We start from the raw sequence: 23,928 nt of genomic DNA on the forward strand, positions 1-23,928 counted from the left end.
GCATGACTACCCGCCTGCTCTATGTGATGGACCCGATGTGCTCCTGGTGCTGGGGTTTTGCACCGGTGGCCCAGGCCCTTATCGCCCAGGCGCGTGAAGCGGGCGTGGCCACCCGGGTGGTGCCGGGTGGGTTGCGCCGCGGTGCCAGCCCGCTGGACGCCTCGACCCGCAAGTACATCCTCGAGCATTGGCAGGCGGTGGCCGAGGCCACCGGGCAGCCGTTCGCGTTCGAAGGTGCCATGCCCGATGGCTTCGTCTACGACACCGAGCCTGCCTGCCGCGCCCTTGTAGCCGCCCGCGAACTGGACGCCGAGCGCGTCTGGCCGCTGCTGGCACTGATCCAGCGTGGGTTCTACCAGCAGGGCCTGGACGTCACCACCGCGCCGCAGCTGGTCGAGCTGGCCGAGCAGGCCGGGTTCGATCGGGCAACCTTCGCCGATGCCCTGCTGCGTGCCGACGTGCGCGCTGCCACTGCAGCCGATTTCAGCTGGGTACAGGACCTGGGGATTGCCGGTTTTCCAACGCTGCTGGCGGAGCGCAACGGCCAGCTCGCCCTGTTGACCAACGGCTACCAGCCGCTGCAAAGCCTGCAGCCCTTGCTTGGCCGCTGGCTACAGCAGGCCGCTTGTGCTTGACCTGCCCGGCTCGCCCGACCCGGTGCCAGGGAAGCCCGCTGCTGTGCCTGACCGGCTGAGCTGGGCGCAAATCCGCCGCTTGGCACTGCACCACAAGAAACACCTCTGGGCCGCCAACCTGGTGGCCGTGCTGGCGGCCTGCTGCAGCGTGCCGATACCGTTGCTGCTGCCCCTGCTGGTCGACGAAGTACTGCTGGGCCACGGCGATGGCGCGCTGAAGTTCATGAACCACCTGCTGCCCAGCGGTTGGCAGGTGGCGGCCGGTTATATCGGCCTGATGCTGGTCGTTACCCTTTGCCTGCGCGTGGCCGCGTTGGGCTTCAACGTGGTGCAGGCCAAGCTGTTCGCCGGCCTTGCCAAAGACATCGTCTATCGCCTGCGCATCCGCCTGATCGAGCGGCTCAAGCGTATCTCGCTCAAGGAGTACGAAAGCCTGGGCAGCGGCACCGTGACCACGCACCTGGTCACCGACCTGGAGACCCTCGACAAGTTCGTCGGCGAAACCCTGAGCCGCTTCCTGGTGGCCATGCTGACCCTGACCGGCACGGCGGCGATCCTGATCTGGATGCACTGGCAGCTGGCCTTGCTGATCCTGTTGTTCAACCCGCTGGTGATCTACTTCACCGTGCAGTTGGGCAAGCGCGTCAAACACCTTAAAAAACTCGAAAACGACAGCACCTCGCGGTTCACCCAGGCGCTGGCCGAAACCCTGGATGCCATCCAGGAAATCCGCGCCAGCAATCGCCAGGGCTACTTCCTCGGCCGCCTGGGCCTGCGCGCCCGCGAAGTGCGCGATTACGCCGTGGATTCGCAATGGAAAAGCGATGCCAGTGGCCGTGCCAGTGGCCTGCTGTTCCAGTTCGGTATCGATATCTTCCGTGCTGCGGCCATGCTCACGGTGCTGTTCTCCGACCTGTCGATCGGGCAGATGCTGGCCGTGTTCAGCTACCTGTGGTTCATGATCGGCCCGGTCGAGCAGTTGCTCAACCTGCAATATGCCTACTATGCCGCAGGCGGCGCCCTGAACCGGCTCAACGAGTTGCTGGCGCGTGATGACGAGCCGCAATACCCGGCTGCCCGCGACCCGTTTGCCGGCCGTGAAACGGTTGGCATCGAAGTGCGCGACCTGCGCTTCGCCTATGCCGACGAGCCGGTGCTCGAGCACCTGGACCTGTCCATCGCCCCGGGCGAAAAGGTCGCCATCGTCGGCGCCAGTGGCGGCGGCAAAAGTACCCTGGTGCAATTGCTGCTGGGCCTGTACAGCGCCCAGGCCGGGACCATCCGTTTTGGCGGTGCCAGCCTGCAGGAAATCGGCCTGGAGACCTTGCGTGAAAATGTGGCAGTTGTGCTGCAGCACCCTTCGCTGTTCAACGACACGGTACGCGCCAACCTGACCATGGGCCGCGACTGCACGGACGAGGCCTGCTGGCAGGCGCTGCGCATCGCCCAGCTGGACGCCACCATTGGCGCCTTGCCGCAAGGGCTGGACAGCGTGGTCGGCCGCTCTGGTGTGCGCCTGTCCGGCGGCCAGCGCCAGCGCCTGGCGATTGCCCGCATGGTCCTGGCCGAGCCGAAGGTGGTAATCCTCGACGAGGCCACCTCGGCGCTGGACGCCGCCACCGAGTACAACCTGCACCAGGCCCTGGCGCGCTTTCTCAGTGGCCGTACCACGCTGATCATCGCCCACCGCCTTTCGGCGGTGAAGCAGGCCGACCGTGTGCTGGTGTTCGACGGCGGGCACGTGGCCGAGGATGGCGGCCACCAGCAGTTGATCGCCGAGGGCGGCTTGTATGCCAAGCTGTACGGGCATCTGCAGCAGACCTGACCCAAGCGGCAAGCTTGCAGCTTGCCACTCAAAATTCCCTCCACACAGATGGCAAATGGCCTACGCTGAGCTTGTCTGGTTGGTTCGAGCCTTATCTGCTCTGTGACAGGGACTTCATGAAGGGACATCGCACACTAGAGGCGCCAAGGCTGCTGGGTATCATCTGGCCCTTCATCGCCGTTGTAGTCTTCCAGGTCCTGTTGGGCAGCTTCAGCCTGTACGCGCTGTCGGCTGTGCGTGCCTATGTCGCCGGCGAAAGCCTGTGGTCCAAGGCACAGAAAGACGCCATCTATTACCTGAACCTGTATGCCGATACTGGCGATGAACGCACCTACCAGCGCTATCGTCAGGTCATCACTGTGCCCCACGGTGATCGGCAGATGCGTGAGGTGCTCGACCTGCCTGATCCAGACCTTGACGTCGCGCGCCAGGCCGTACTGCAAGGCGGCAATCACCCCGACGACGTCGACCGTATCATCTGGTTCTACCGCAATTTCAGCCAGATCAGCTATGTGCAGGCGGCGATCGCCTACTGGAATGTCGGTGACGATTACCTCAAGCAACTGGATGTGTTGGCCAACGAGATGCGCGAGGGTTTTGCCAGCGGCCATGCCGGCCCGCGCCAGGTCAGCCAATGGCGCGCCCGCATCGTCGCCATCAACGAAGGCGTGACCCCGGCAGCCAAAGCCTTCAGCGATGCCCTGGGCGAGGGCTCGCGCATGCTGTTGCGCGTGCTGTTGGTCACCAACCTGCTCACCGCGCTGTTTCTCATCACCTTTGCCTGGCGCCGTTCGAGCAAGCTGCTGGCCCAGCGCCAGGCCTTCGCCAGCGCCCTGCAGGAAGAAAAGGAACGCGCGCAGATTACCCTGCAGGCGATCGGCGATGCTGTGATCACCACCGATGTCGATGGCAGCATCGGCTACATGAACCCGGCGGCCGAGCAACTCACCCATTGGCAGGCAGGCCAGGCCGTGGGGCTGCCGTTGACAGCACTGTTCAGCCTGGTGGACGAGCAGGCCCAGAACGACAGCAGCACCTTGCTCGAACAGGTGCTCAGCGGCAGCCTCAAAGGGGGTGCCGAACATGCACGGTTGATCCAGCGCCTGGATGGCAGCACGGTTTCGATCAACCTGGTGGGTTCGCCCATCATCAACAACGGGCAGGTGGCGGGCATTGTCCTGGTGCTGCATGACATGACCCAGGAGCGCCAGTACATCGCCAACCTGTCCTGGCAGGCTACCCATGACGCCCTGACCGGCCTGGCCAACCGCCGTGAATTCGAGTACCGCCTGGAGCAGGCACTGAACGACCTGGTGCGCCAGGGTGGGCGGCATTCGCTGATGTTCCTTGACCTCGACCAGTTCAAGCTGGTCAACGATACCTGTGGGCATGCCGCCGGTGATGAATTGCTGCGGCACATCTGCGCCGTGCTGCAATCGGTGCTGCGCGAAGGCGACACCCTGGCCCGGCTGGGGGGCGATGAGTTTGGCGTGCTGCTGGAAAACTGCCCGGGCGAACAGGCCGAGCGCATTGCCGAAAGCCTGCGCCAGGCGGTGCAAAGCCTGCACTTCGTATGGAAAGGCAGGCCGTTCGTCACCACCGTGAGTATCGGCCTGGTGCACATGGCGCAAGCCCCGGCCACGCTGGAAGCCTCCCTGCGGGCAGCCGACATGGCGTGCTACATGGCCAAGGAGAAGGGCCGCAACCGTATCCAGGTCTACCATGCCGATGACAGTGAACTGTCGATGCGGTTTGGTGAAATGGCCTGGATACAGCGCCTGCACGTCGCTCTGGAGGAGAACCGCTTCTGCCTGTATGCCCAGGAAATCGCCGCACTCACCGCGCTTGAAGGGCCAGGGCATGTCGAGATTTTGTTGCGCCTGCAAGACGAAAGCGGCCGCACCATCCTGCCTGACAGCTTCATCCCGGCGGCCGAGCGCTATGGCCTGATGACCGCTATCGACCGCTGGGTGGTGCGCAATGTGTTCCAGGTCATTCGCCAGTGCCTGGATGAGGGGCGCGAGGGCCCGCTGTCGATGTGTGCCATCAACCTGTCGGGTTCGAGTATCGGTGACGACAAGTTCCTGGAGTACCTGCGGCGCCTGTTCGTCGAATATTCGATTCCGCCACGGCTGATCTGCTTCGAGATCACCGAGACCAGTGCCATTGCCAACCTCGGCAGTGCCATCCGGTTCATCAATGAATTGAAAGGGCTGGGTTGCAAGTTCTCGCTGGATGACTTTTGTGCCGGAATGTCGTCATTCGCTTATTTGAAACATTTACCCGTCGACTTCTTGAAGATCGACGGAAGTTTTGTCAAAGATATGCTTGATGATCCGGTCAACCGGGCCATGGTCGAAGTCATCAATCACATCGGCCACGTCATGGGTAAACGGACCATTGCCGAGTTCGTTGAAACTCCGTTGATCGAGCAGGCCTTGCAAGAGATCGGCGTGGACTACGCCCAGGGCTATCTGATCGAACGACCGCAGGTGTTCACTTGCGACAGTCTGCAGCGCCAACGGATTGCTGCACGGCCCCTGCTGCATCGGGCGCCTGGAACCTTTCGCTGAAGTAGCGTTGGTAAATCACAGGGATCAAGGAGCTGAAAAGTGATTGATGCATTCGTCCGTATCGGGCCTTTGATGGACCCGGCCAGTTACCCCCAATGGGCCCAGCAACTGATCGAAGATTGCCGCCCGGGCAAGCGTCGGGTGGTGGAGCATGAGTTCTACCAGCGCCTGCGCGATGGTCAGTTGCGCCAAGCCACCATACGCCAGTACCTGATCGGTGGCTGGCCGGTGGTCGAGCAGTTTTCGTTGTACATGGCCCACAACCTGACCAAGACCCGCTATGCCCGCCACCCGGGCGAAGACATGGCGCGGCGCTGGCTGATGCGCAATATCCGCGTGGAGCTCCACCATGCCGATTACTGGGTGCACTGGTGCCATGCCCATGGCATTCACCTGCACGAGCTGCAGTCCCAGGAAGTGCCCGCCGAGCTCAATGGCCTCAATGACTGGTGCTGGCGAGTGTGTACCACCGAGTCGCTGGCCATTGCCATGGCGGCTACCAACTATGCCATTGAAGGGGCGACGGGTGAGTGGTCGGCGGTGGTCTGTGCTGAAGACACCTACGCCATGGGCTTCCCGGAGGACCAGCGCAAGCGCGCCATGAAGTGGTTGAAGATGCATGCGCAGTATGACGATGCGCACCCGTGGGAGGCGTTGGAGATCATCTGTACCCTGGCTGGCGAAAACCCGACCTTGGGGTTGCGCAACGAACTGCGCAAGGCGATCTGCAAAAGTTATGACTGCATGTACCTGTTCCTGGAGCGGTGCATGCAGCTGGAGGGCCGCCAGCAAGGGCGCATGCGCCCGACCTTGGCTGCGGGCTGAATGCCTGGGGCTGCTTTGCAGCCCTTTCGCGACACAAGGCCGCTCCTACAGATTTGATGCCGGATTCAACGGCACCGCTGTAGGAGCGGCCTTGTGTCGCGAAGGGCCGCAAAGCGGCCCCATCGGTTTCAAGCCCTACTGAGCGTTAAAGGCCTGCCCATTCACGCCGGTACTGTCCGGCCCCATCAGGTACAGTACACCGGCATGATCTCTTCAGGCAGCGGGTTGTTCTGCGGGTTCTCGCTCGGGTAGGCCTGGGCCCGCATCGCCGTGCGGGTAGCCCCGGGGTTGATGCTGTTGGAACGCACCGGTGCCACACCTTCCAGTTCGTCTGCCAAGGTCTGCATCAGGCCTTCGGTAGCGAATTTGGACACGCCATAAGCGCCCCAGTAAGCCCGGCCCTTGCGCCCGACGCTGCTGGAGGTGAACACCACCGAGGCGTCCTCCGACAGCTTGAGCAGCGGCAGCAGGGTGCTGGTGAGCATGAACGTGGCATCGACGTTGATGTGCATCACCCGCATGAAGTTGTCGCCCGAGAGCTGCTCCAGCGGCGTGCGCGGGCCGATGATCGAGGCATTGTTGAGCAGCCCGTCCAGGCGGCCGAACTGTTCCTCGACCATTACCGCCAGTTCGTCGTACTGGTGGGGCAGGGCGGTTTCCAGGTTGAACGGGATCACCACCGGCTGCGGGTGGCCGGCGGCCTCGATTTCATCGTAGACCTCGTTCAGGTTGGCTTCGGTCTTGCCCAGCAGCAGCACAGTGGCGCCCAAGGCGGCATAAGCCTTGGCGGCCGCTGCACCGATGCCACGGCCAGCACCGGTGACCATGATGACGCGGCCCTTGAGCAGGTCGGGGCGGGCGGTATAGTCGAACATGCGTTTGTCCTTGAGTTGAAGCTTGCAGCTTGCCGCTAAAAGATCAGCACCCGCACAGGGCGCTGTCGAGCACCTTGCGCAGTTCCAGCGGGTGGTCCACCACCACGTCGGCGCCCCAGTTGTTCGGGTTGTCTTCTGGGTGAATATAGCCGTAGCGCACAGCCGCCGTGCGGGTGCCGGCATCGCGGCCCGACTCGATGTCGCGCAGGTCGTCGCCGACGAACAGCACGCTGGCCGGGTCCAGGTTCAGGGTCTTGCAGGCCAGGATCAACGGCTCCGGGTCGGGCTTGCTGTTTTTCACGTGATCCGGGCAGATCAGCAGTGCCGAACGCTCGGCCAGGCCCAGGCGCTGCATGATCGGCTCGGCGAAGCGGACCGGCTTGTTGGTCACCACGCCCCACAACAGGTTGCCCCGCTCGATGTCGGCCAGCAATTCGCCCATGCCGTCGAACAGCTTGCTGTGCACCGCGCAGTCACGCTGGTAGCGCTCGAGGAACTCCAGGCGCAGGGCCTCGAAACCTTCATCCTGCGGGCTCATGGCGAAGGTCGCGGCGACCATCGCCCGCGCGCCGCCGGAAATCACGTCGCGGATCAGCTTGTCGTCGATGGCCGGCAGGCCGCGCTCGGCGAGCATGGCCTGGCAAATGGCGATGAAGTCCGGCGCCGTGTCGAGCAGGGTGCCGTCCATGTCAAAAAGTACCGCTCGCAAACGCATGCTCATTCCTCGCGCAGGGTCTGGATCATGTAGTTGACGTCCACATCGCTGCTGAGCTTGTAGTGCTTGGTCAGCGGGTTGTAGGTCAGGCCGATGATGTCCTTGACCTCAAGGCCGGCCACGCGGCTCCAGGCACCCAGCTCGGAAGGGCGGATGAACTTCTTGAAGTCGTGGGTACCGCGCGGCAGCATCTTGAGGATGTATTCGGCGCCGATGATGGCCAGCAGGTAGGCCTTGGGGTTGCGGTTGATGGTCGAGAAGAACACCTGGCCACCCGGCTTGACCATGCGGTAGCAGGCGCGGATGACCGAGGACGGGTCGGGCACGTGCTCGAGCATTTCAAGGCAGGTGACCACATCGAACTGCTCGGGCATCTCTTCAGCCAGGGCCTCGGCGGTAATCTGCCGGTACTCCACCTCCACGCCCGACTCCAGCTGGTGCAGCTGGGCCACGGCCAGGGGCGCTTCGCCCATGTCGATGCCGGTGACGGTGGCGCCGCGCAAGGCCATGGCTTCGCTGAGGATGCCGCCGCCGCAGCCGACGTCCAGCACCTTCTTGCCGGCCAGGCTGACGCGCTCGTCGATCCAGTTGACGCGCAGCGGATTGATGTCGTGCAGCGGCTTGAACTCGCTCTCGCGGTCCCACCAGCGGTGCGCCAAGGCTTCAAACTTGGCGATTTCGGCGTGGTCGACGTTGCTCATTGAACAGTCCTCTGAAACTTCTACGAATTGCGCCGGAGTATACCCGAGCGCCCAAGGCTGTTGGTCGCTATAATCGTCCGCTTTTGATATGCGAAAGTCAGGGAGAGGTGATGCGCGAGCGACTTATGGCGGCGGAGAAGGTGACCGGTATCCGGTGGCACCACGGCGCCTTGCACCTGCTCGACCAGCGCCTGCTGCCTTCGCAAGAACGCTGGCTGGCCTGCGACAATGTTGCGCAGGTGGCGGCGGCGATCCGCGACATGGCTGTGCGGGGTGCGGCGGCCATCGGCATTGCTGCCGCCTATGGCCTGGTGCTGGCCCTGGAAGAGCGCCTGGCCGAGGGCGGCGACTGGGAAATGGACCTGGAGGAGGATTTCCTCAGCCTGGCCGAGGCGCGGCCTACCGCCGCCAACCTGTTCTGGGCGCTCAACCGCATGCGTGAGCGCCTGCAGCGCCTGCGCCCAGGCGAGGATGTGCTGGCCGCGCTGGAGGCCGAGGCCGTGGCCATTCACGAAAGCGACCGTGAGGCCAACCTGACCATGGCCCAGCAGGGCATCGAGCTGATCCGCCGCCACCAGGGCAGCGAGCAGGCCCTGCTGACCTACGGCAACGCCGGTGCCCTGGCCAGTGGCGGTTTCGGTACGGCGTTGGGGGTGATCCGCGCAGGCTTTCTCGAAGGCATGGTCGAGCGCGTCTATGCCGGCGAAACCCGGCCCTGGCTGCAGGGTTCGCGCCTGACCGCCTGGGAGCTGGCCAATGAAGGCATTCCGGTGACCCTTTGCGCCGATTCGGCGCTGGCCCACCTGATGAAAAGCAAGGGCATCACCTGGGTGGTGGTCGGCGCTGATTGCATTGCCGCCAACGGCGACGTGGCGAGCAAGATCGGCACCTACCAGCTGGCGGTGAGCGCCATGCACCATGGTGTGCGGTTCATGGTGGTGGCGCCCAGCACCAGCATCGACCTCAACCTGGCCACAGGTGAAGACATCCCGCTGGAAGAACGTGATGCCGACGAATTGCTGGATTACGCCGGCACCCGCGTGGCACCGCAGGTGGAGGTGTTCAATCCGGTGTTCGACGTGACCCCGGCTGACCTGATCGATGTGATCGTGACTGAGAAGGGCGTCGTTGAACGGCCGGATACCGCCAAATTGGCACAATTGATGTGCCGCAAACGCCTGCATTGACCGTTTGGGGTGGGGTGGGAGAGGGAGTGTGGGAGGCCGAGCGCCGGTAATCCGGCATCAGCGCCAATCACGTCAACAATTCCCACAAAACCCCCTTCCACCCCCTGGGCCATATCTCCCCCCCGCTACTGCCTTTGTGATAACATCCGGCAGTTTCCAAGACCGCCCATGACGGCGGCCTTCATTGCGCAGATCCATGGCACAACTCATTGATTTGTCGTAAGTCGTCGCACCCTTATGCGCTGCGGCGGCGAGCTTCGTTCGGCCCTTGATGGAGCTGCGAAGTTTCACCAGAAAAAGGAATCAGGCTTCTCATGGGCGAACTGGCCAAAGAAATCCTCCCGGTCAATATCGAAGACGAACTGAGACAGTCTTACCTCGACTACGCGATGAGCGTGATTGTCGGGCGAGCGCTGCCCGATGCACGTGACGGCTTGAAGCCCGTGCATCGTCGCGTTCTCTTTGCGATGAGCGAACTGGGCAACGACTGGAACAAGCCGTACAAGAAATCCGCCCGTGTGGTCGGTGACGTGATCGGTAAGTACCACCCGCACGGCGACACTGCGGTCTACGACACCATCGTGCGTATGGCCCAGCCATTCTCGCTGCGCTACCTGCTGGTCGACGGCCAGGGCAACTTCGGTTCGGTCGACGGCGACAACGCCGCGGCGATGCGATACACCGAAGTGCGCATGGCCAAGCTGGCCCACGAGCTGTTGGCCGACCTGCACAAGGAAACCGTCGACTGGGTGCCCAACTACGACGGCACCGAGCAGATCCCGGCGGTCATGCCCACCCGCATCCCCAACCTGCTGGTCAACGGTTCCAGCGGTATCGCCGTGGGCATGGCGACCAACATTCCGCCGCACAACCTCGGTGAAGTCATCGATGGCTGCCTGGCGCTGATCGACAACCCTGAAGTCACCGTCGACGAGCTGATGCAGTTCATCCCCGGCCCCGACTTCCCGACTGCCGGCATCATCAACGGCCGCCAGGGCATCATCGAGGCGTACCGTACCGGCCGTGGCCGCATCTACATGCGTGCGCGCTCCGAGATCGAAGACATCGACAAGGTCGGTGGCCGCCAGCAGATCGTCGTCACCGAGCTGCCGTACCAGCTGAACAAGGCGCGCCTGATCGAGAAGATCGCCGAGCTGGTCAAAGACAAGAAGATCGAAGGCATCACCGAGCTGCGCGACGAGTCCGACAAGGACGGCATGCGCATCGTCATCGAGCTGCGCCGCGGCGAGGTGCCGGAGGTGGTGCTCAACAACCTCTACCAGCAAACCCAGCTGCAGAGCGTGTTCGGCATCAACGTGGTGGCACTGATCGACGGCCGCCCGCGCGTGCTCAACCTCAAGGACCTGCTCGAAGCGTTCGTCCGCCACCGCCGTGAAGTGGTCACGCGCCGTACCGTGTTCGAGCTGCGCAAGGCCCGTGAACGTGGCCATATCCTTGAAGGCCAGGCGGTCGCGCTGTCCAACATCGACCCGGTCATCGCGCTGATCAAAGCCTCGCCGACGCCGTCCGAAGCCCGGGAAGCGCTGATTGCCACTGCCTGGGAATCCAGTGCCGTGCAGGTCATGGTCGAGCGCGCCGGCGCCGATTCCTGCCGCCCTGAAGACCTGCCCGAGCAATACGGCCTGCGCGATGGCAAGTACTACCTGTCGCCGGAACAGGCCCAGGCGATCCTCGACCTGCGCCTGCACCGCCTGACCGGCCTGGAGCACGAGAAGCTGCTGGCCGAGTACCAGGAAATCCTCGAGCAGATCGGCGAACTGATCCGCATCCTCAGCAGCGCCGAGCGCCTGATGGAAGTGATCCGCGAAGAACTCGAAGCGATCCGCGCCGAATACGGCGATGCGCGCCGCACCGAGATTCTCAACGCCAGCCACGACCTCAACTACGGCGACATGATCCCTGAAGAAGAGCGCGTGGTGACCATCTCCCACGGTGGCTATGCCAAGACCCAGCCGTTGTCCGCTTACCAGGCCCAGCGCCGTGGCGGCAAAGGCAAGTCGGCGACCGGCGTGAAGGACGAGGACTACATCGAGCACCTGCTGGTCGCCAACAGCCACGCCACCCTGCTGCTGTTCTCCAGCAAGGGCAAGGTGTACTGGAAGAAGACCTACGAGATCCCTGAGGCATCCCGCGCCGCGCGTGGCCGCCCGCTGGTCAACCTGCTGCCGCTGGAGGAGGGTGAGCGCATCACCGCCATGCTGCAGATCGACCTCGAGGCCCTGCAGCAGAGCGCCGACCCGGATGAAGAGCTGGAAGACGGCGACGAGGGCGTGATCGAAGGCGAAGTGGTCGAGGCTGAAGAAATCGACGAAGAAGACGGCGAAACCCCTGAGTGGGTGGCCGAGCCGACCGGCGCGTACATCTTCATGGCCACCGCTTCAGGTACCGTCAAGAAAACCCCGCTGGTGCAGTTCGCCCGTCCGCGCTCCAATGGCCTGATCGCCTTGAAGCTGAAGGAAGGCGACACCCTGATTGCTGCGGCAATCACCGACGGCGCCAAGGAAGTCATGATGTTCTCCGACGCCGGCAAGGTGATCCGCTTTGCCGAGAGCGTGGTGCGCGAAATGGGCCGTACCGCCCGTGGTGTGCGCGGCATGAAGCTGGGCAAGGGGCAGCAGATCATCTCGATGCTGATCCCGGAGTCTGGTGCGCAGATCCTTACCGCGTCCGAGCGTGGCTTCGGCAAGCGTACCCCGCTGTCCAAGTTCCCGCGCCGCGGCCGTGGTGGCCAGGGCGTGATCGCCATGGGCACCAAGGGGCGCAATGGCCTGCTGATCGGTGCTATCCAGGTGCAGGAAGGTGAAGAGATCATGCTGATCTCCGACCAGGGCACGCTGGTGCGCACACGGGTTGGCGAAGTTTCCAGCTTGAGCCGTAACACTCAGGGCGTGACCTTGATCAAGCTGGCCGCAGACGAAACGCTGGTAGGCCTGGAGCGTATCCAGGAACCTTCCGAGGAAGAGCTCGACGAACTGGTCGGGGCGGACGAGGAGGGCGTGGAGCTCGATGCGCCGGAAGCGGCGGACGATGACAATGCGGGCGCCGAAGAGGCACCGCAAGAGTAAGCAAGCGCAACAACCCGAACGGGGCGACCAAGGTCGCCCCGTTTGACTGATTACAGCAGGCAACAGCAGGACCTGCCTTTTTTTGGGGTGGCCTTGTGTCGTGAAAGGGTCGCCTGGCGGTCCCAGGGTTAAGCAGCGCAATAACTATCGCGGGGGCTGCTGCGCAGCCCTTTCGCGACACGAGGCCGCTCCTACAGGGGTGCGCGGCCTGCAACAAACGATTTTGTTCTATTTGGCAGAGCGAGAGTGGATGTGAGCAAACGAGCCTTTAACTTCTGCGCAGGCCCTGCCGCGCTTCCTGAAGCTGTCTTGCAGCGCGCCCAGGCCGAAATGCTGGACTGGCATGGCAAGGGCTTGTCGGTGATGGAAATGAGCCATCGCAGCGACGATTACGTGGCCATCGCCGAAAAGGCCGAGCAGGACCTGCGTGACCTGCTGTCCGTCCCCTCCAACTACAAAGTCCTGTTCCTGCAGGGCGGTGCCAGCCAGCAGTTCGCCGAAATCCCGCTGAACCTGCTGCCGGAGAACGGCACTGCCGACTACGTCGAAACCGGTATCTGGTCGAAAAAGGCCATCGAAGAAGCGCGCCGTTTCGGCAACGTCAACGTCGCCGCCAGCGCCAAGCCATACGACTACCTGGCCATCCCTGGCCAGAACGAGTGGCAGCTGACCAAGAACGCAGCGTACGTTCACTACGCCTCCAACGAGACCATCGGCGGCCTGCAGTTCGACTGGGTGCCGCAAACCGGTGACGTTCCGCTGGTGGTCGACATGTCCTCCGACATTCTCTCGCGCCCGATCGACGTGTCGCAGTACGGCCTGATCTACGCCGGCGCGCAGAAGAACATCGGCCCGAGCGGCCTGGTGGTGGTGATCGTTCGTGAAGACCTGCTGGGCCACGCCCGCAGCAGCTGCCCGACCATGCTCGACTACAAGGTCTCGGCCGACAACGGTTCGATGTACAACACCCCTGCCACCTATTCCTGGTACCTCTCGGGCCTGGTCTTCGAGTGGCTCAAGGAGCAGGGTGGCGTCGACGCCATGGAGCAACGCAACCGCGCCAAGAAAGACCGCCTGTACGGCTTCATCGACGCCAGCGAGTTCTACACCAACCCCATCAGCCACAACGCCCGTTCGTGGATGAACGTGCCGTTCCGCCTGGCCGATGAGCGCCTGGACAAGGCCTTCCTGGCCGGCGCCGATGCCCGTGGCCTGCTCAACCTCAAGGGCCACCGCTCGGTGGGCGGCATGCGCGCTTCCATCTACAACGCCCTGGGCCTGGACGCTGTCGAGGCGCTGGTGGCCTACATGGCCGAATTCGAGAAGGAGCACGGCTGATGTCCGAACATGAGCTCAAGGCGCTGCGCGTACGCATCGATAGCCTCGACGAGAAAATCCTCGAGCTGATCAGCGACCGCGCCCGTTGCGCCCAGGAAGTGGCCAAGGTCAAGACCGCCTCGCTGGCCGAAGGCGAGCAGCCGGTGTTCTACCGCCCTGAGCGTGAAGCTGCTGTGCTCAAGCGCGTGATGGAGCGCAACAAGGGGCCGCTGGGCAACGAAGAGATGGCGCGGTTGTTCCGCGAAATCATGTCGTCGTGCCTGGCCCTGGAAGAGCCGCTGAAAATCGCCTACCTGGGGCCGGAAGGCACCTTCACCCAGGCCGCGGCCATGAAGCACTTCGGCCACGCCGTGATCAGCCGCCCGATGGCTGCCATCGATGAAGTGTTCCGCGAAGTGGCGGCCGGCGCTGTCAATTTCGGCGTGGTGCCGGTGGAAAACTCCACCGAGGGTGCGGTCAGCCACACCCTGGACAGCTTCCTCGAGCACGACATGGTGATCTGCGGCGAAGTCGAGCTGCGCATTCACCATCACCTGCTGGTGGGCGAAAGCACCAAGACCGACAGCATCACCCGCATCTACTCGCATGCCCAGTCGCTGGCCCAGTGCCGCAAATGGCTGGACGCGCACTACCCGAACGTGGAACGCGTGGCGGTGTCGAGCAATGCCGAGGCCGCCAAGCGGGTCAAGGGCGAGTGGAATTCGGCGGCGATCGCCGGCGACATGGCCGCCAACCTGTACGGGTTGACCCGCCTGGCCGAGAAGATCGAAGACCGCCCGGACAACTCCACGCGCTTCTTGATGATCGGCAACCAGGAAGTGCCGCCGACCGGTGACGACAAGACCTCGATCATCGTTTCGATGAGCAACAAGCCAGGTGCCCTGCACGAACTGCTGGTGCCGTTCCACGACAACGGCATCGACCTGACCCGCATCGAGACCCGCCCGTCGCGCAGTGGCAAGTGGACCTACGTGTTCTTCATCGACTTCGTAGGCCACCACCGCGACCCGCTGATCAAGGCCGTGCTGGAGAAGATCAGCCAAGAGGCTGTGGCGCTGAAGGTGCTGGGCTCGTATCCAAAGGCGGTGCTTTGATTCAAGGTTGTTGGGGGCGCTTTGCGCCCCATCGCGACGCAAGGCCGCTCCTACAGGCGTCTGCAATCCCTTGTAGGAGCGGCCTTGTGTCGCGATGGGCTGCAACGCAGCCCCCTGCGGTCCCAAAGACTGTCCTGATTTCTGAACAGGGTTCGAACCAGTGGTAAATGCAGCAAAAAACAACCCCGCACCGCTCATCGGCCGCCTCGTCGTCGTAGGCCTGGGCCTGATCGGCGGCTCCTTCGCCAAAGGCCTGCGTGAAAGCGGCCTGTGCCGCGAAGTGGTCGGCGTCGACCTGGACGCCCCTTCACGCAAGCAAGCTGTGGCCCTAGGTGTGGTCGACCGCTGCGAAGAAGATCTCGCCGCCGCCTGTGTCGGCGCCGACGTCATCCAGCTGGCGGTACCGATCCTGGCCATGGAAAAGCTCCTGGCGCGCCTGGCGCAACTGGACCTGGGCAGCGCCGTCATCACCGACGTCGGCAGCGCCAAAGGCAATGTGGTGCGTGCTGCGCGTGAGGTGTTCGGCGACCGCCTGCGCCACTTCGTCCCCGGCCACCCCATCGCCGGCTCCGAGCAGAGCGGGGTAGAGGCCTCCAACGCCACCCTGTTCCGCCGCCACAAGGTCATCCTCACGCCGCTGCCCGAAACCGACCCGGCCGCCCTGGCCCTGGTCGACCGCCTGTGGCGTGCGCTGGAGGCCGACGTGGAGCACATGCCGGTCGAGCGCCACGACGAAGTGCTGGCCGCCACCAGCCACCTGCCGCACCTGCTGGCCTTCGGCCTGGTCGATTCATTGGCCAAGCGCAATGAAAACCTTGAGATCTTCCGGTACGCTGCCGGTGGTTTCCGCGATTTCACCAGAATCGCTGGCAGCGACCCGACCATGTGGCATGACATCTTCCTCGCCAACCGCGAGGCTGTCCTGCGCACCCTGGACACTTTTCGCAGCGACCTCGACGCCTTGCGCGACGCGGTCGATGCAGGGGACGGGCACCAGTTGCTGGGTGTATTCACCCGCGCTCGGGTTGCCCGCGAGCATTTCAGTAAAATCTTGGCCCGCCGGGCCTATGTGGACGCTATGAACGCCAACGATCTGATTTTCCTGGCCCAACCGGGTGGCCGCCTGACCGGGCGAATCCGCGTACCGGGCGACAAGTCGATTTCCCACCGTTCGATCATGCTCGGCTCCCTGGCCGAAGGCACGACCGAAGTCGAAGGCTTCCTCGAAGGTGAGGACGCCCTGGCGACCCTTCAGGCTTTCCGTGACATGGGGGTGGTCATCGAAGGCCCGAACCACGGCCGCGTGACCATCCACGGTGTTGGCCTGCACGGCCTCAAGGCACCACCCGGGCCGATCTACGTGGGCAACTCCGGCACCTCCATGCGCCTGCTCTCGGGCCTGCTGGCCGGCCAGTCGTTCGACGTGACCATGACCGGCGATGCCTCGCTGTCCAAGCGCCCGATGAACCGCGTGGCCAACCCGCTGCGCGAAATGGGTGCTGTGGTCGAAACCGGCCCGGACGGCCGCCCACCACTGACCATTCGCGGTGGCCACACGCTCAAGGCGCTGACCTACACGCTGCCGATGGCCAGTGCCCAGGTCAAATCCTGCCTGCTGTTGGCCGGCCTGTACGCCGAAGGCAAAACCACCGTTACCGAGCCTGCGCCCACCCGTGACCACACCGAGCGCATGCTGCGCGGCTTCGGCTATGCGGTGGAGTCCAACGGCCCGGTGGCTTCGCTGCAGTCCGGCGGCAAGCTCACCGCCACCCGCATCGAAGTGCCCGCAGACATCTCCTCGGCTGCGTTCTTCCTGGTGGCAGCATCCATTGCCCAGGGCTCCGAACTGGTGCTCGAACATGTCGGCATCAACCCGACCCGCACCGGTGTCATCGACATCCTGCGCCTGATGGGCGGCGACATCACCCTGGAAAACCAGCGTGAAGTCGGCGGCGAGCCAGTGGCTGACCTGCGTGTGCGCGGTGCCAAGCTCAAGGGTATCGATATCCCTGAGCACCTGGTGCCGCTGGCCATCGACGAATTCCCGGTGCTGTTCGTGGCCGCTGCCTGTGCCGAAGGGCGTACCGTGCTGCGTGGCGCCGAAGAGCTGCGGGTGAAAGAGTCCGACCGTATCCAGGTAATGGCCGACGGCCTGATCGCCCTGGGCGTGAAGTGCGAGCCGACCCCCGACGGCATCATCATCGACGGTGGCCAGATTGGCGGTGGCGAAGTGCATGGCCACGGCGACCACCGTATCGCCATGGCCTTCAGCGTTGCCTCGCTGCGCGCCAGCGCGCCAATCCGCATCCATGATTGCGCCAACGTCGCCACCTCGTTCCCCAACTTCCTCGCGCTGTGCGCCGAAGTGGGTATCCGCGTGGCAGAAGAGGGCAAGTCGTGAATTTGCAAGCGCCGGTCATCACCATCGATGGCCCGAGCGGCTCGGGCAAGGGCACCGTCGCGGGCCTGTTGGCGCGCGAACTGGGCTGGCGGCTGCTGGATTCCGGCGCGCTTTACCGCCTGCTGGCGTTCAACGCCAGCAACCACGGTGTCGACCTGACCAACGAAGAGCTGCTCAAGGCCCTGGCCGCCCATCTGGATGTGCAGTTCATCGCCGCCGAGCCGGGTAAGCTGCAACAGATCATTCTCGAAGGTGAGGACGTCAGCAATGTCATCCGCACCGAGACGGTCGGTGCCGGGGCGTCCATGGTGGCGTCCCTGCCGGCAGTGCGCGAAGCCCTGCTGCAGCGCCAGCGCGCCTTCCGCGAAGCGCCGGGCCTGATCGCCGATGGCCGCGACATGGGCACCGTGGTGTTCCCGGACGCGCCGCTCAAGGTGTTTTTGACCGCCAGTGCCGAGGAACGTGCCCGTCGCCGCTACCTGCAGTTGAAGGGCAAAGGCGAAGATGTTAGTCTGTCGAGTCTGCTAGATGAGATTCGTGCGCGCGATGAGCGCGACACCCAGCGCGCAGTGGCCCCGCTCAAGCCGGCGGCCGATGCCATTCAGCTGGACTCCACGGAGCTGTCCATCGAGCAGGTGCTGCACCGTATCAGGAGCGAGCTCGCCCAGCGCGACTTGGTCTGATCGTCAGGAAAGCAGGCAGGGGCACCAGTCAACGTCCTGCCCGCTTTCCTTTACTTAACGAAACCCACATTGTCTGGAGTGTGGCGATGGGCGTCTGTTTCGCCCGAATCTACAGGAATTAAAATGAGCGAAAGCTTTGCAGAACTCTTTGAAGAAAGCCTGAAAACCCTCAATCTTCAGCCGGGTGCGATCATCTCCGGTATCGTTGTCGACATCGACGGCGACTGGGTTACCGTACACGCTGGCCTGAAGTCCGAGGGCGTCATCCCGCTCGAGCAGTTCTACAACGAAGCTGGCGAGCTGACCATCAAGGTCGGTGACGAAGTTCACGTTGCGCTGGACGCGGTCGAAGACGGCTTTGGCGAAACCAAACTGTCCCGTGAAAAAGCCAAGCGCGCCGAGTGCTGGATTGTTCTGGAAGCAGCTTTCGCCGCCGAAGAAGTGGTCAAGGGCGTTATCAACGGTAAGGTTAAGGGCGGCTTCACTGTCGACGTTAACGGCATCCGTGCGTTCCTGCCGGGCTCCCTGGTTGATGTCCGCCCTGTGCGCGACACCACCCACCTGGAAGGCAAAGAGCTGGAATTCAAGGTCATCAAGCTGGACCAGAAGCGCAACAACGTTGTCGTTTCCCGTCGCAGCGTGCTGGAAGCCGAGAACTCCGCCGAGCGCGAAGCCCTGCTGGAAACCCTGCAGGAAGGCCAGCAAGTCAAAGGTATCGTCAAGAACCTCACCGACTACGGCGCATTCGTGGACCTGGGCGGCATCGACGGCCTGCTGCACATCACCGACATGGCCTGGAAGCGCATCAAGCATCCTTCCGAAATCGTTAACGTTGGCGACGAAGTCGACGTACGCGTTCTGAAGTTCGACCGTGAGCGCAACCGCGTTTCGCTGGGCCTGAAGCAGATGGGCGAAGATCCGTGGGTTGCTATCACTGCGCGTTACCCAGAAGGTACCCGCGTACAGGCTCGCGTTACCAACCTGACCGACTACGGCTGCTTCGCTGAGCTGGAAGAAGGCGTTGAAGGCCTGGTACACGTTTCCGAAATGGACTGGACCAACAAGAACATCCACCCGTCGAAAGTCGTTCAGGTTGGCGACGAAGTGGAAGTCATGGTTCTGGACATCGACGAAGAGCGTCGTCGTATCTCCCTGGGCATCAAGCAGTGCAAGTCCAACCCATGGGAAGACTTCTCCGGCCAGTTCAACAAGGGTGACAAGATCACCGGTACCATCAAGTCGATCACCGACTTCGGTATCTTCATCGGCCTGGACGGCGGCATCGACGGCCTGGTTCACCTGTCCGACATCTCCTGGAACGAAACCGGCGAAGAAGCCGTGCGTCGTTTCAAGAAGGGCGACGAGCTGGAAACCGTCATCCTGTCGGTTGACCCAGAGCGCGAGCGCATCTCCCTGGGCATCAAGCAGCTGGAAGACGATCCGTTCTCCAACTTCGTTGCTGTCAACGACAAGGGCGCTATCGTCAAGGGCATCGTGAAAGAAGTTGACGCCAAAGGCGCCATCGTCACCCTGGCCGACGACATCGAAGCCACTCTGAAAGCTTCCGAAATCAGCCGTGACCGCGTTGAAGACGCGCGTAACGTTCTGAAGGAAGGCGAAGAGATCGAAGCCAAGATCATCAGCGTTGACCGCAAGTCGCGCGTGATCAGCCTGTCGATCAAGTCGAAAGACGACGCTGAAGAGCGTGAAGCCATCCAGAGCCTGAAAAACGCTCCGGAAGCGGCTGCCGATACCACCATGGCTGCGCTGCTGCGCGAAGCAATGGCCAAGCAGAACTAAGTTCTGTTTGATCGGTGTAAAAAAGGGTGGCCTTCGGGCCACCCTTTTTTTATGCCCAAAATCTCCCCAAGCCTAACGCTATCCCCTGTAGGAGCCGGCTTGCCGGCGATGGCCTGCAAAGCAGGCCCAACCGCGTCTAAACCGCCGCGCAAAGCATCGCCAATGCATAACCAAGCTCTTTACGGCCAGCATAAAAAAGCCTGCCCTCCAGGCCACCCTTTCTCCCCTCCAAAAAATTACCCCAGCCAAACGCGATCCCCGGCGGATCAACTGTCTCACCAATTTCTAAAAGTTAACGCAGCTCCTTGTCAGAGCCACTGTCTTGCTCAACTTCTAAAAGCTGGCACGATCCCTGTGGGAGCCGGCTTGCCGGCGATGGCCTGCAAAGCAGGCCCAACCGAGTCTGCACCTGCGCGCAAAGCATTGGCCAATCCATAGCCAAGCTCTGTATACCCAGCATTAAAAAAGCCTACCCTCCAGCCCACCCTTTCCAACCCCAAAAATCCCCCCAGCCTAACGCCATCCCTTGTAGAACCCGGCTCGCCCACGATCCCCCACAAAGCTCCCCCAGCCTTATTTCCCAACACTCCAATCTTGAATTTTTTTATTAAGTCAAGAACCACCCTGTTCAAATCCCTCCCAGCGTGCTACAAACTGATTAAGCAATGATCTAGCTGCTTGATAACGAAGGGAAAAATATGACGAAGTCGGAGCTGATCGAACGTATTGTCACCCATCAAGGGCTGCTCTCGTCCAAGGATGTGGAGTTGGCCATCAAGACCATGCTTGAACAGATGTCCCAATGCCTGGCCACCGGAGATCGCATCGAGATCCGCGGTTTTGGCAGCTTCTCTTTGCACTATCGCGCTCCACGCGTAGGTCGCAACCCCAAGACCGGCCAGTCGGTCGAGCTGGAAGGCAAGTTCGTTCCGCACTTCAAGCCTGGCAAAGAGCTGCGTGATCGCGTCAATGAAGAAGAGCACGAGCACCCCTGACCGATGAAGGAGCCAGTCTGATGCGTAACCTCAAGCGCGCCCTGGCGGCGTTGTTCGTGCTGCTGCTGGCGGCGGTGGTGTTGTTCTTCGTGCTGGAGAACCAGCAGGCCGTGGCGCTCGTGCTGTTCGGCTGGTCGGCGCCCGAGTTGCCGGTTGCGGTACCGGTGCTGGCGGCCCTGGTAGTAGGCCTGGCGATTGGCCCGCTGTTGGGCGCCTACGGCGTACAGCGCAGCAAACGCAAGATTCGCGCCTCGGCCAGGCAGGCAGCGCTGGAAGGTAAGTAAGGAAAATTCCCGCCTTTTTTAGGAAAGGCTCGCCTGTGCACGCGACGGTGTAAGTGAAGTAATACCCGCTTCATTATTCCGGCCCAAACGAGCGTGCAGCAGTATGGAATTTCCCACCCTTTCCCATCACGGTGGCACCCGCGGTGTAACCGGTTCTTGTCACCAGCTTCACATCGACTCAGCCACCAGCCTGCTCGTGGATTGCGGCCTGGAGCAGGGCGCCGACGCCGCCCCGGGTTCAGCCAGCGCATCACTCGGTTTTGATATCCAGGGTATACAAGCCCTGGTGATCACCCACGTACACCTCGACCATGTCGGCCGCATCCCCGCGCTGCTGGCGGCCGGCTTTCGCGGTCCGATCCTCTGCAGCGAACCCTCGGCAAAGCTGTTGCCACTGGTACTGGAAGATGCCTACAGGCTGACCATCAGCAGCGAGCCCGCACAAGTGGCGCGTTACCTCGAGCTAATCGGTGGCCTGGTCGTGTCGATGCCCTTCGGCCAGTGGCACTCGGTGGTAAACAAGCCCGGCCTCAGGTGCCAGCTGCGCCTGCAACGCGCCGGGCACCTGCTTGGCTCCGCCTATGTAGAGTGCGATGTAGACTTGGCCGAGCAAAACCACCGCATCGTTTTCTCCGGCGACCTCGGCCCCGAAGGCAACCCGCTGCTACGCACGCTGCAGCCACCCGAGCGTGCAGACTTGCTGGTGCTGGAAAGTACCTACGGCGACCGCCTGCACCCCGACCGCAGCATGCGCGAGCAGCAGCTGGAGCAGGTTATTGACCGCGCACTGCAGGACCGCGGCACCATCCTGATTCCCGCGTTCAGCCTGGGCCGCACGCAAGAGTTGCTGTGCGAGCTCGAGGCCATTCTCCACCGCAAGGCACTGCTCGGTGACCCGGCCGTGGTGCCTGGCGATGGCACGTTCGCCTGGTCACAACTACCGATCATTCTCGACTCACCCTTGGCTCAGCGCATTACCACCGTCTACCGCCAGTTGCATGACTACTGGAATGACGAAGCCAAGGCGCGGATGAGCGAGGGGCGTGACCCGCTTGGGTTCAACCAGCTGGTGTGCGTCGACACCCATGCCCGCCACCAGCAGGTGGTCAATTACCTGAAAAGTACCGGGCGCCCGGCGATTGTGATTGCCGGTAATGGCATGTGCTCGGGTGGGCGGATCGTCAACTACCTCAAGGCGATGCTTGGTGATCCACGGCATGAGGTGATGTTTGTCGGGTATCAGGCCAGGGGAACACCAGGGGCTGCCATTCAGCGCGAAGCGGGTGCGGAAGGGGCTGTCCAGGTTGAGTTGGATGGGGCTGTATATGAGGTGCGGGCGAAGGTGACGACGTTGGGCGGGTATTCAGGGCATGCGGATCAGGCCGGGTTGGTGAGGTTTGCTATGGCGTGCGCGGCGCGGCGGGTGGTGCTGGTGCATGGGGAGAGGCGGGCGAAGCAGGTGCTGGCTCAGGCCCTGCGGGAAAGGTTTGCTGAGGCTGGAAATGAGGTGAGCGTCACAGTTGCGGGGTAACCATTGGGCGGTGCGCGTGATGTCTGTCGAAAAGTGAGGAACTTCTGTGGGAAGGTTCCCTCTATTACTGATTAATGCTAAGTAGGTGAGCGTGGCGAGCATGTGGGCAAAATGCCGCTACGCTTGATGCGAGGGGAGCGCCGCTTTCGCGAGCAGGGAGCGCCCCAAAGAGATGAAGCAATCAGACGGACCCAAGGAAAAAAAGACTAAATGCGCAATGAACGCGAGCGCCTGAGCGGTAGTGATGAGATTGACCTGATTGAGCTTGTGCAGGGGGTTTGGCGGCAAAAGCTTTGGGTGGGGCTGGTCGCGGTACCGATTATTGCCATAGGTTTCGCCTACATAAAGCTGGTTTCGCCAGTATACGAGGCGAAGCTCTACATTCAGCCACCCTCTCAGAATGAGATTGCTCAGCTCAACTACGGTCGTGGTGAGGGCACAGGCCTTGCTCCGCTCAGCGCCAAAGATGTGTACAGCATCTACCTCAAGGCGCTGCAGTCAGAAGCGGTACGAGATAAGTTCTTTCGCAGTGCATTTCTCCCTACGCTGACAGAGGAGGAGCGGGGCGGGTCGCGAGACGCCCTTTACGCTCAGTTCAATGGCATGCTCAAGGTGTCGCAGGCCGGCAAGGACATGCCAGATCGTTATGTGCTCACTGCTAACCTCGAGGACCCACGGCTTGCTGCGACTTGGGTGTCGAACTACGCCGAAATGGCGGCAGAGCGAGCAAAGAACGAACTGTTGAGCGGTACTCGTAGTGACATTTCTATCATGGCTGACAACCTCGAGCAGCAGATCCGTGCTTCCCGTGCCAGTGCCGGGAATCAGCGTACTGACCAGATTGCCCAGCTCAAGGAGGCTCTGCGGGTTGCACGCTCCATTGGCCTAGAAAAGCCGCCGATCATTTCCGACACGTTATCCAGTGAAGTGTCTGCCGCAATGAACGGGTCTCTCACCTACATGCGCGGAGCCAAGGCATTGGAGGCTGAAATTGCCAATCTGGAGTCGCGCTCCTCGGATGACCCATTCATACCGAGCCTGCGCGTGAAGCAAGAGAAACTCAATTTCCTTCGTAACCTGAAAATCGACCCTTCGCTGGTTGCGATGTATCAGCAGGACGGCGCGGTTGCGCAGCCCGATAAGCCGATCAAGCCGCGAAAGGCAATCATCATGCTGCTTTCGGTGGTTGCGGGCGTCGGCTTGGGCGTGCTCGTCGCTATCGGTCGTGACCTTTGGGTGAGGCGGCGTGAGGTGGCGTAAGGAACTTATCACCCCTGGGGGTGTCCGCAAGCGTTGTTGTCCGATGCTGAAGGTGCAACAATGCACCTTCGTCGCCTATGACATGGATAGCTGGAAGAGCGAGCATTAAGCGCTGATCTA

17 protein-coding genes and 1 pseudogene are annotated in these 23,928 nt (G+C 62.5%); 15 read left to right on the top strand and 3 right to left on the bottom strand.

Annotation, left to right across the window (positions count from 1 at the left end):
• Positions 1-2 precede the first annotated feature (2 nt).
• From EGJ09_RS15920 to EGJ09_RS15935, 4 genes are all read left to right on the top strand, one after another.
• The gene (locus EGJ09_RS15920) at positions 3-635 is read left to right on the top strand and encodes a DsbA family protein (protein WP_125924324.1); all 633 of its coding nucleotides are present in this window, start codon (positions 3-5) and stop codon (positions 633-635) included.
• Positions 628-2,460 (top strand): ABC transporter ATP-binding protein, encoded by a 1,833-nt coding sequence (locus tag EGJ09_RS15925; RefSeq protein ID WP_125924325.1) that lies wholly within the window; start codon positions 628-630, stop codon positions 2,458-2,460. The genes EGJ09_RS15920 and EGJ09_RS15925 overlap by 8 nt, the downstream gene beginning before the upstream one ends.
• A gap of 116 nt (positions 2,461-2,576) precedes the next feature.
• Positions 2,577-5,033: an EAL domain-containing protein gene (locus EGJ09_RS15930; protein WP_125924326.1), complete on the top strand. Its 2,457-nt coding sequence runs from the start codon at positions 2,577-2,579 to the stop codon at positions 5,031-5,033.
• A gap of 39 nt (positions 5,034-5,072) precedes the next feature.
• Complete coding sequence (locus tag EGJ09_RS15935; protein WP_046787384.1) at positions 5,073-5,858, top strand: TenA family transcriptional regulator; 786 nt, start codon at positions 5,073-5,075, stop codon at positions 5,856-5,858.
• Positions 5,859-5,993: 135 nt separating this feature from the next.
• On the opposite strand, the pseudogene EGJ09_RS15940 reads toward EGJ09_RS15935, so the two are convergent.
• The 3 genes and pseudogenes from EGJ09_RS15940 to ubiG all read right to left on the bottom strand — a co-directional run bounded on the left by EGJ09_RS15940 (position 5,994) and on the right by ubiG (position 8,149).
• A pseudogene (locus EGJ09_RS15940) lies at positions 5,994-6,733 on the bottom strand (YciK family oxidoreductase).
• Between the two features lie 43 nt (positions 6,734-6,776).
• Positions 6,777-7,448 (bottom strand): N-acetylmuramic acid 6-phosphate phosphatase MupP, encoded by a 672-nt coding sequence (gene mupP / locus EGJ09_RS15945; protein ID WP_012313283.1) that lies wholly within the window; start codon positions 7,446-7,448, stop codon positions 6,777-6,779.
• Positions 7,449-7,450: 2 nt separating this feature from the next.
• Complete coding sequence (ubiG, locus tag EGJ09_RS15950) at positions 7,451-8,149, bottom strand: bifunctional 2-polyprenyl-6-hydroxyphenol methylase/3-demethylubiquinol 3-O-methyltransferase UbiG (protein WP_046787382.1); 699 nt, start codon at positions 8,147-8,149, stop codon at positions 7,451-7,453.
• Positions 8,150-8,259: 110 nt separating this feature from the next.
• Here ubiG and mtnA point away from each other — a divergent pair, with 110 nt between their 5' ends.
• The 11 genes from mtnA to EGJ09_RS16005 all read left to right on the top strand — a co-directional run bounded on the left by mtnA (position 8,260) and on the right by EGJ09_RS16005 (position 23,808).
• Positions 8,260-9,336, top strand: coding sequence for an S-methyl-5-thioribose-1-phosphate isomerase (mtnA, locus tag EGJ09_RS15955; protein ID WP_039602966.1), 1,077 nt, complete (start codon positions 8,260-8,262; stop codon positions 9,334-9,336).
• A 314-nt stretch (positions 9,337-9,650) separates the two neighbouring features.
• Entirely contained in the window at positions 9,651-12,422 is a 2,772-nt protein-coding gene (gene gyrA, locus EGJ09_RS15960; protein WP_125924327.1) for a DNA gyrase subunit A, read from the top strand.
• 252 nt (positions 12,423-12,674) lie between these two features.
• Positions 12,675-13,760: a 3-phosphoserine/phosphohydroxythreonine transaminase gene (gene serC, locus EGJ09_RS15965; protein WP_039604670.1), complete on the top strand. Its 1,086-nt coding sequence runs from the start codon at positions 12,675-12,677 to the stop codon at positions 13,758-13,760.
• Entirely contained in the window at positions 13,760-14,854 is a 1,095-nt protein-coding gene (pheA, locus tag EGJ09_RS15970; protein WP_039604669.1) for a prephenate dehydratase, read from the top strand. The genes serC and pheA overlap by 1 nt, the downstream gene beginning before the upstream one ends.
• Before the next feature lie 160 nt (positions 14,855-15,014).
• The gene (locus EGJ09_RS15975) at positions 15,015-17,255 is read left to right on the top strand and encodes a bifunctional prephenate dehydrogenase/3-phosphoshikimate 1-carboxyvinyltransferase (protein WP_125924328.1); all 2,241 of its coding nucleotides are present in this window, start codon (positions 15,015-15,017) and stop codon (positions 17,253-17,255) included.
• The gene (gene cmk / locus EGJ09_RS15980; RefSeq protein ID WP_046787379.1) at positions 17,252-17,938 is read left to right on the top strand and encodes a (d)CMP kinase; all 687 of its coding nucleotides are present in this window, start codon (positions 17,252-17,254) and stop codon (positions 17,936-17,938) included. The genes EGJ09_RS15975 and cmk overlap by 4 nt, the downstream gene beginning before the upstream one ends.
• 123 nt (positions 17,939-18,061) lie before the next feature.
• The gene (gene rpsA / locus EGJ09_RS15985) at positions 18,062-19,738 is read left to right on the top strand and encodes a 30S ribosomal protein S1 (RefSeq protein ID WP_012313291.1); all 1,677 of its coding nucleotides are present in this window, start codon (positions 18,062-18,064) and stop codon (positions 19,736-19,738) included.
• A 698-nt stretch (positions 19,739-20,436) separates the two neighbouring features.
• Positions 20,437-20,733 (top strand): integration host factor subunit beta, encoded by a 297-nt coding sequence (ihfB, locus tag EGJ09_RS15990; protein ID WP_012313292.1) that lies wholly within the window; start codon positions 20,437-20,439, stop codon positions 20,731-20,733.
• A gap of 20 nt (positions 20,734-20,753) precedes the next feature.
• On the top strand, positions 20,754-21,017 hold the full coding sequence (locus EGJ09_RS15995; protein WP_039601301.1) for a lipopolysaccharide assembly protein LapA domain-containing protein: 264 nt from the start codon (positions 20,754-20,756) through the stop codon (positions 21,015-21,017).
• Between the two features lie 103 nt (positions 21,018-21,120).
• On the top strand, positions 21,121-22,548 hold the full coding sequence (locus tag EGJ09_RS16000; RefSeq protein ID WP_125924329.1) for an MBL fold metallo-hydrolase RNA specificity domain-containing protein: 1,428 nt from the start codon (positions 21,121-21,123) through the stop codon (positions 22,546-22,548).
• Positions 22,549-22,758: 210 nt separating this feature from the next.
• Positions 22,759-23,808 (top strand): LPS O-antigen chain length determinant protein WzzB, encoded by a 1,050-nt coding sequence (locus EGJ09_RS16005; RefSeq protein WP_125924330.1) that lies wholly within the window; start codon positions 22,759-22,761, stop codon positions 23,806-23,808.
• Positions 23,809-23,928: the final 120 nt, after the last annotated feature.

It is taken from the genome of Pseudomonas sp. p106, from assembly GCF_003936645.1.
Classification (GTDB): Bacteria; Pseudomonadota; Gammaproteobacteria; order Pseudomonadales; family Pseudomonadaceae; genus Aquipseudomonas; species Aquipseudomonas putida_E.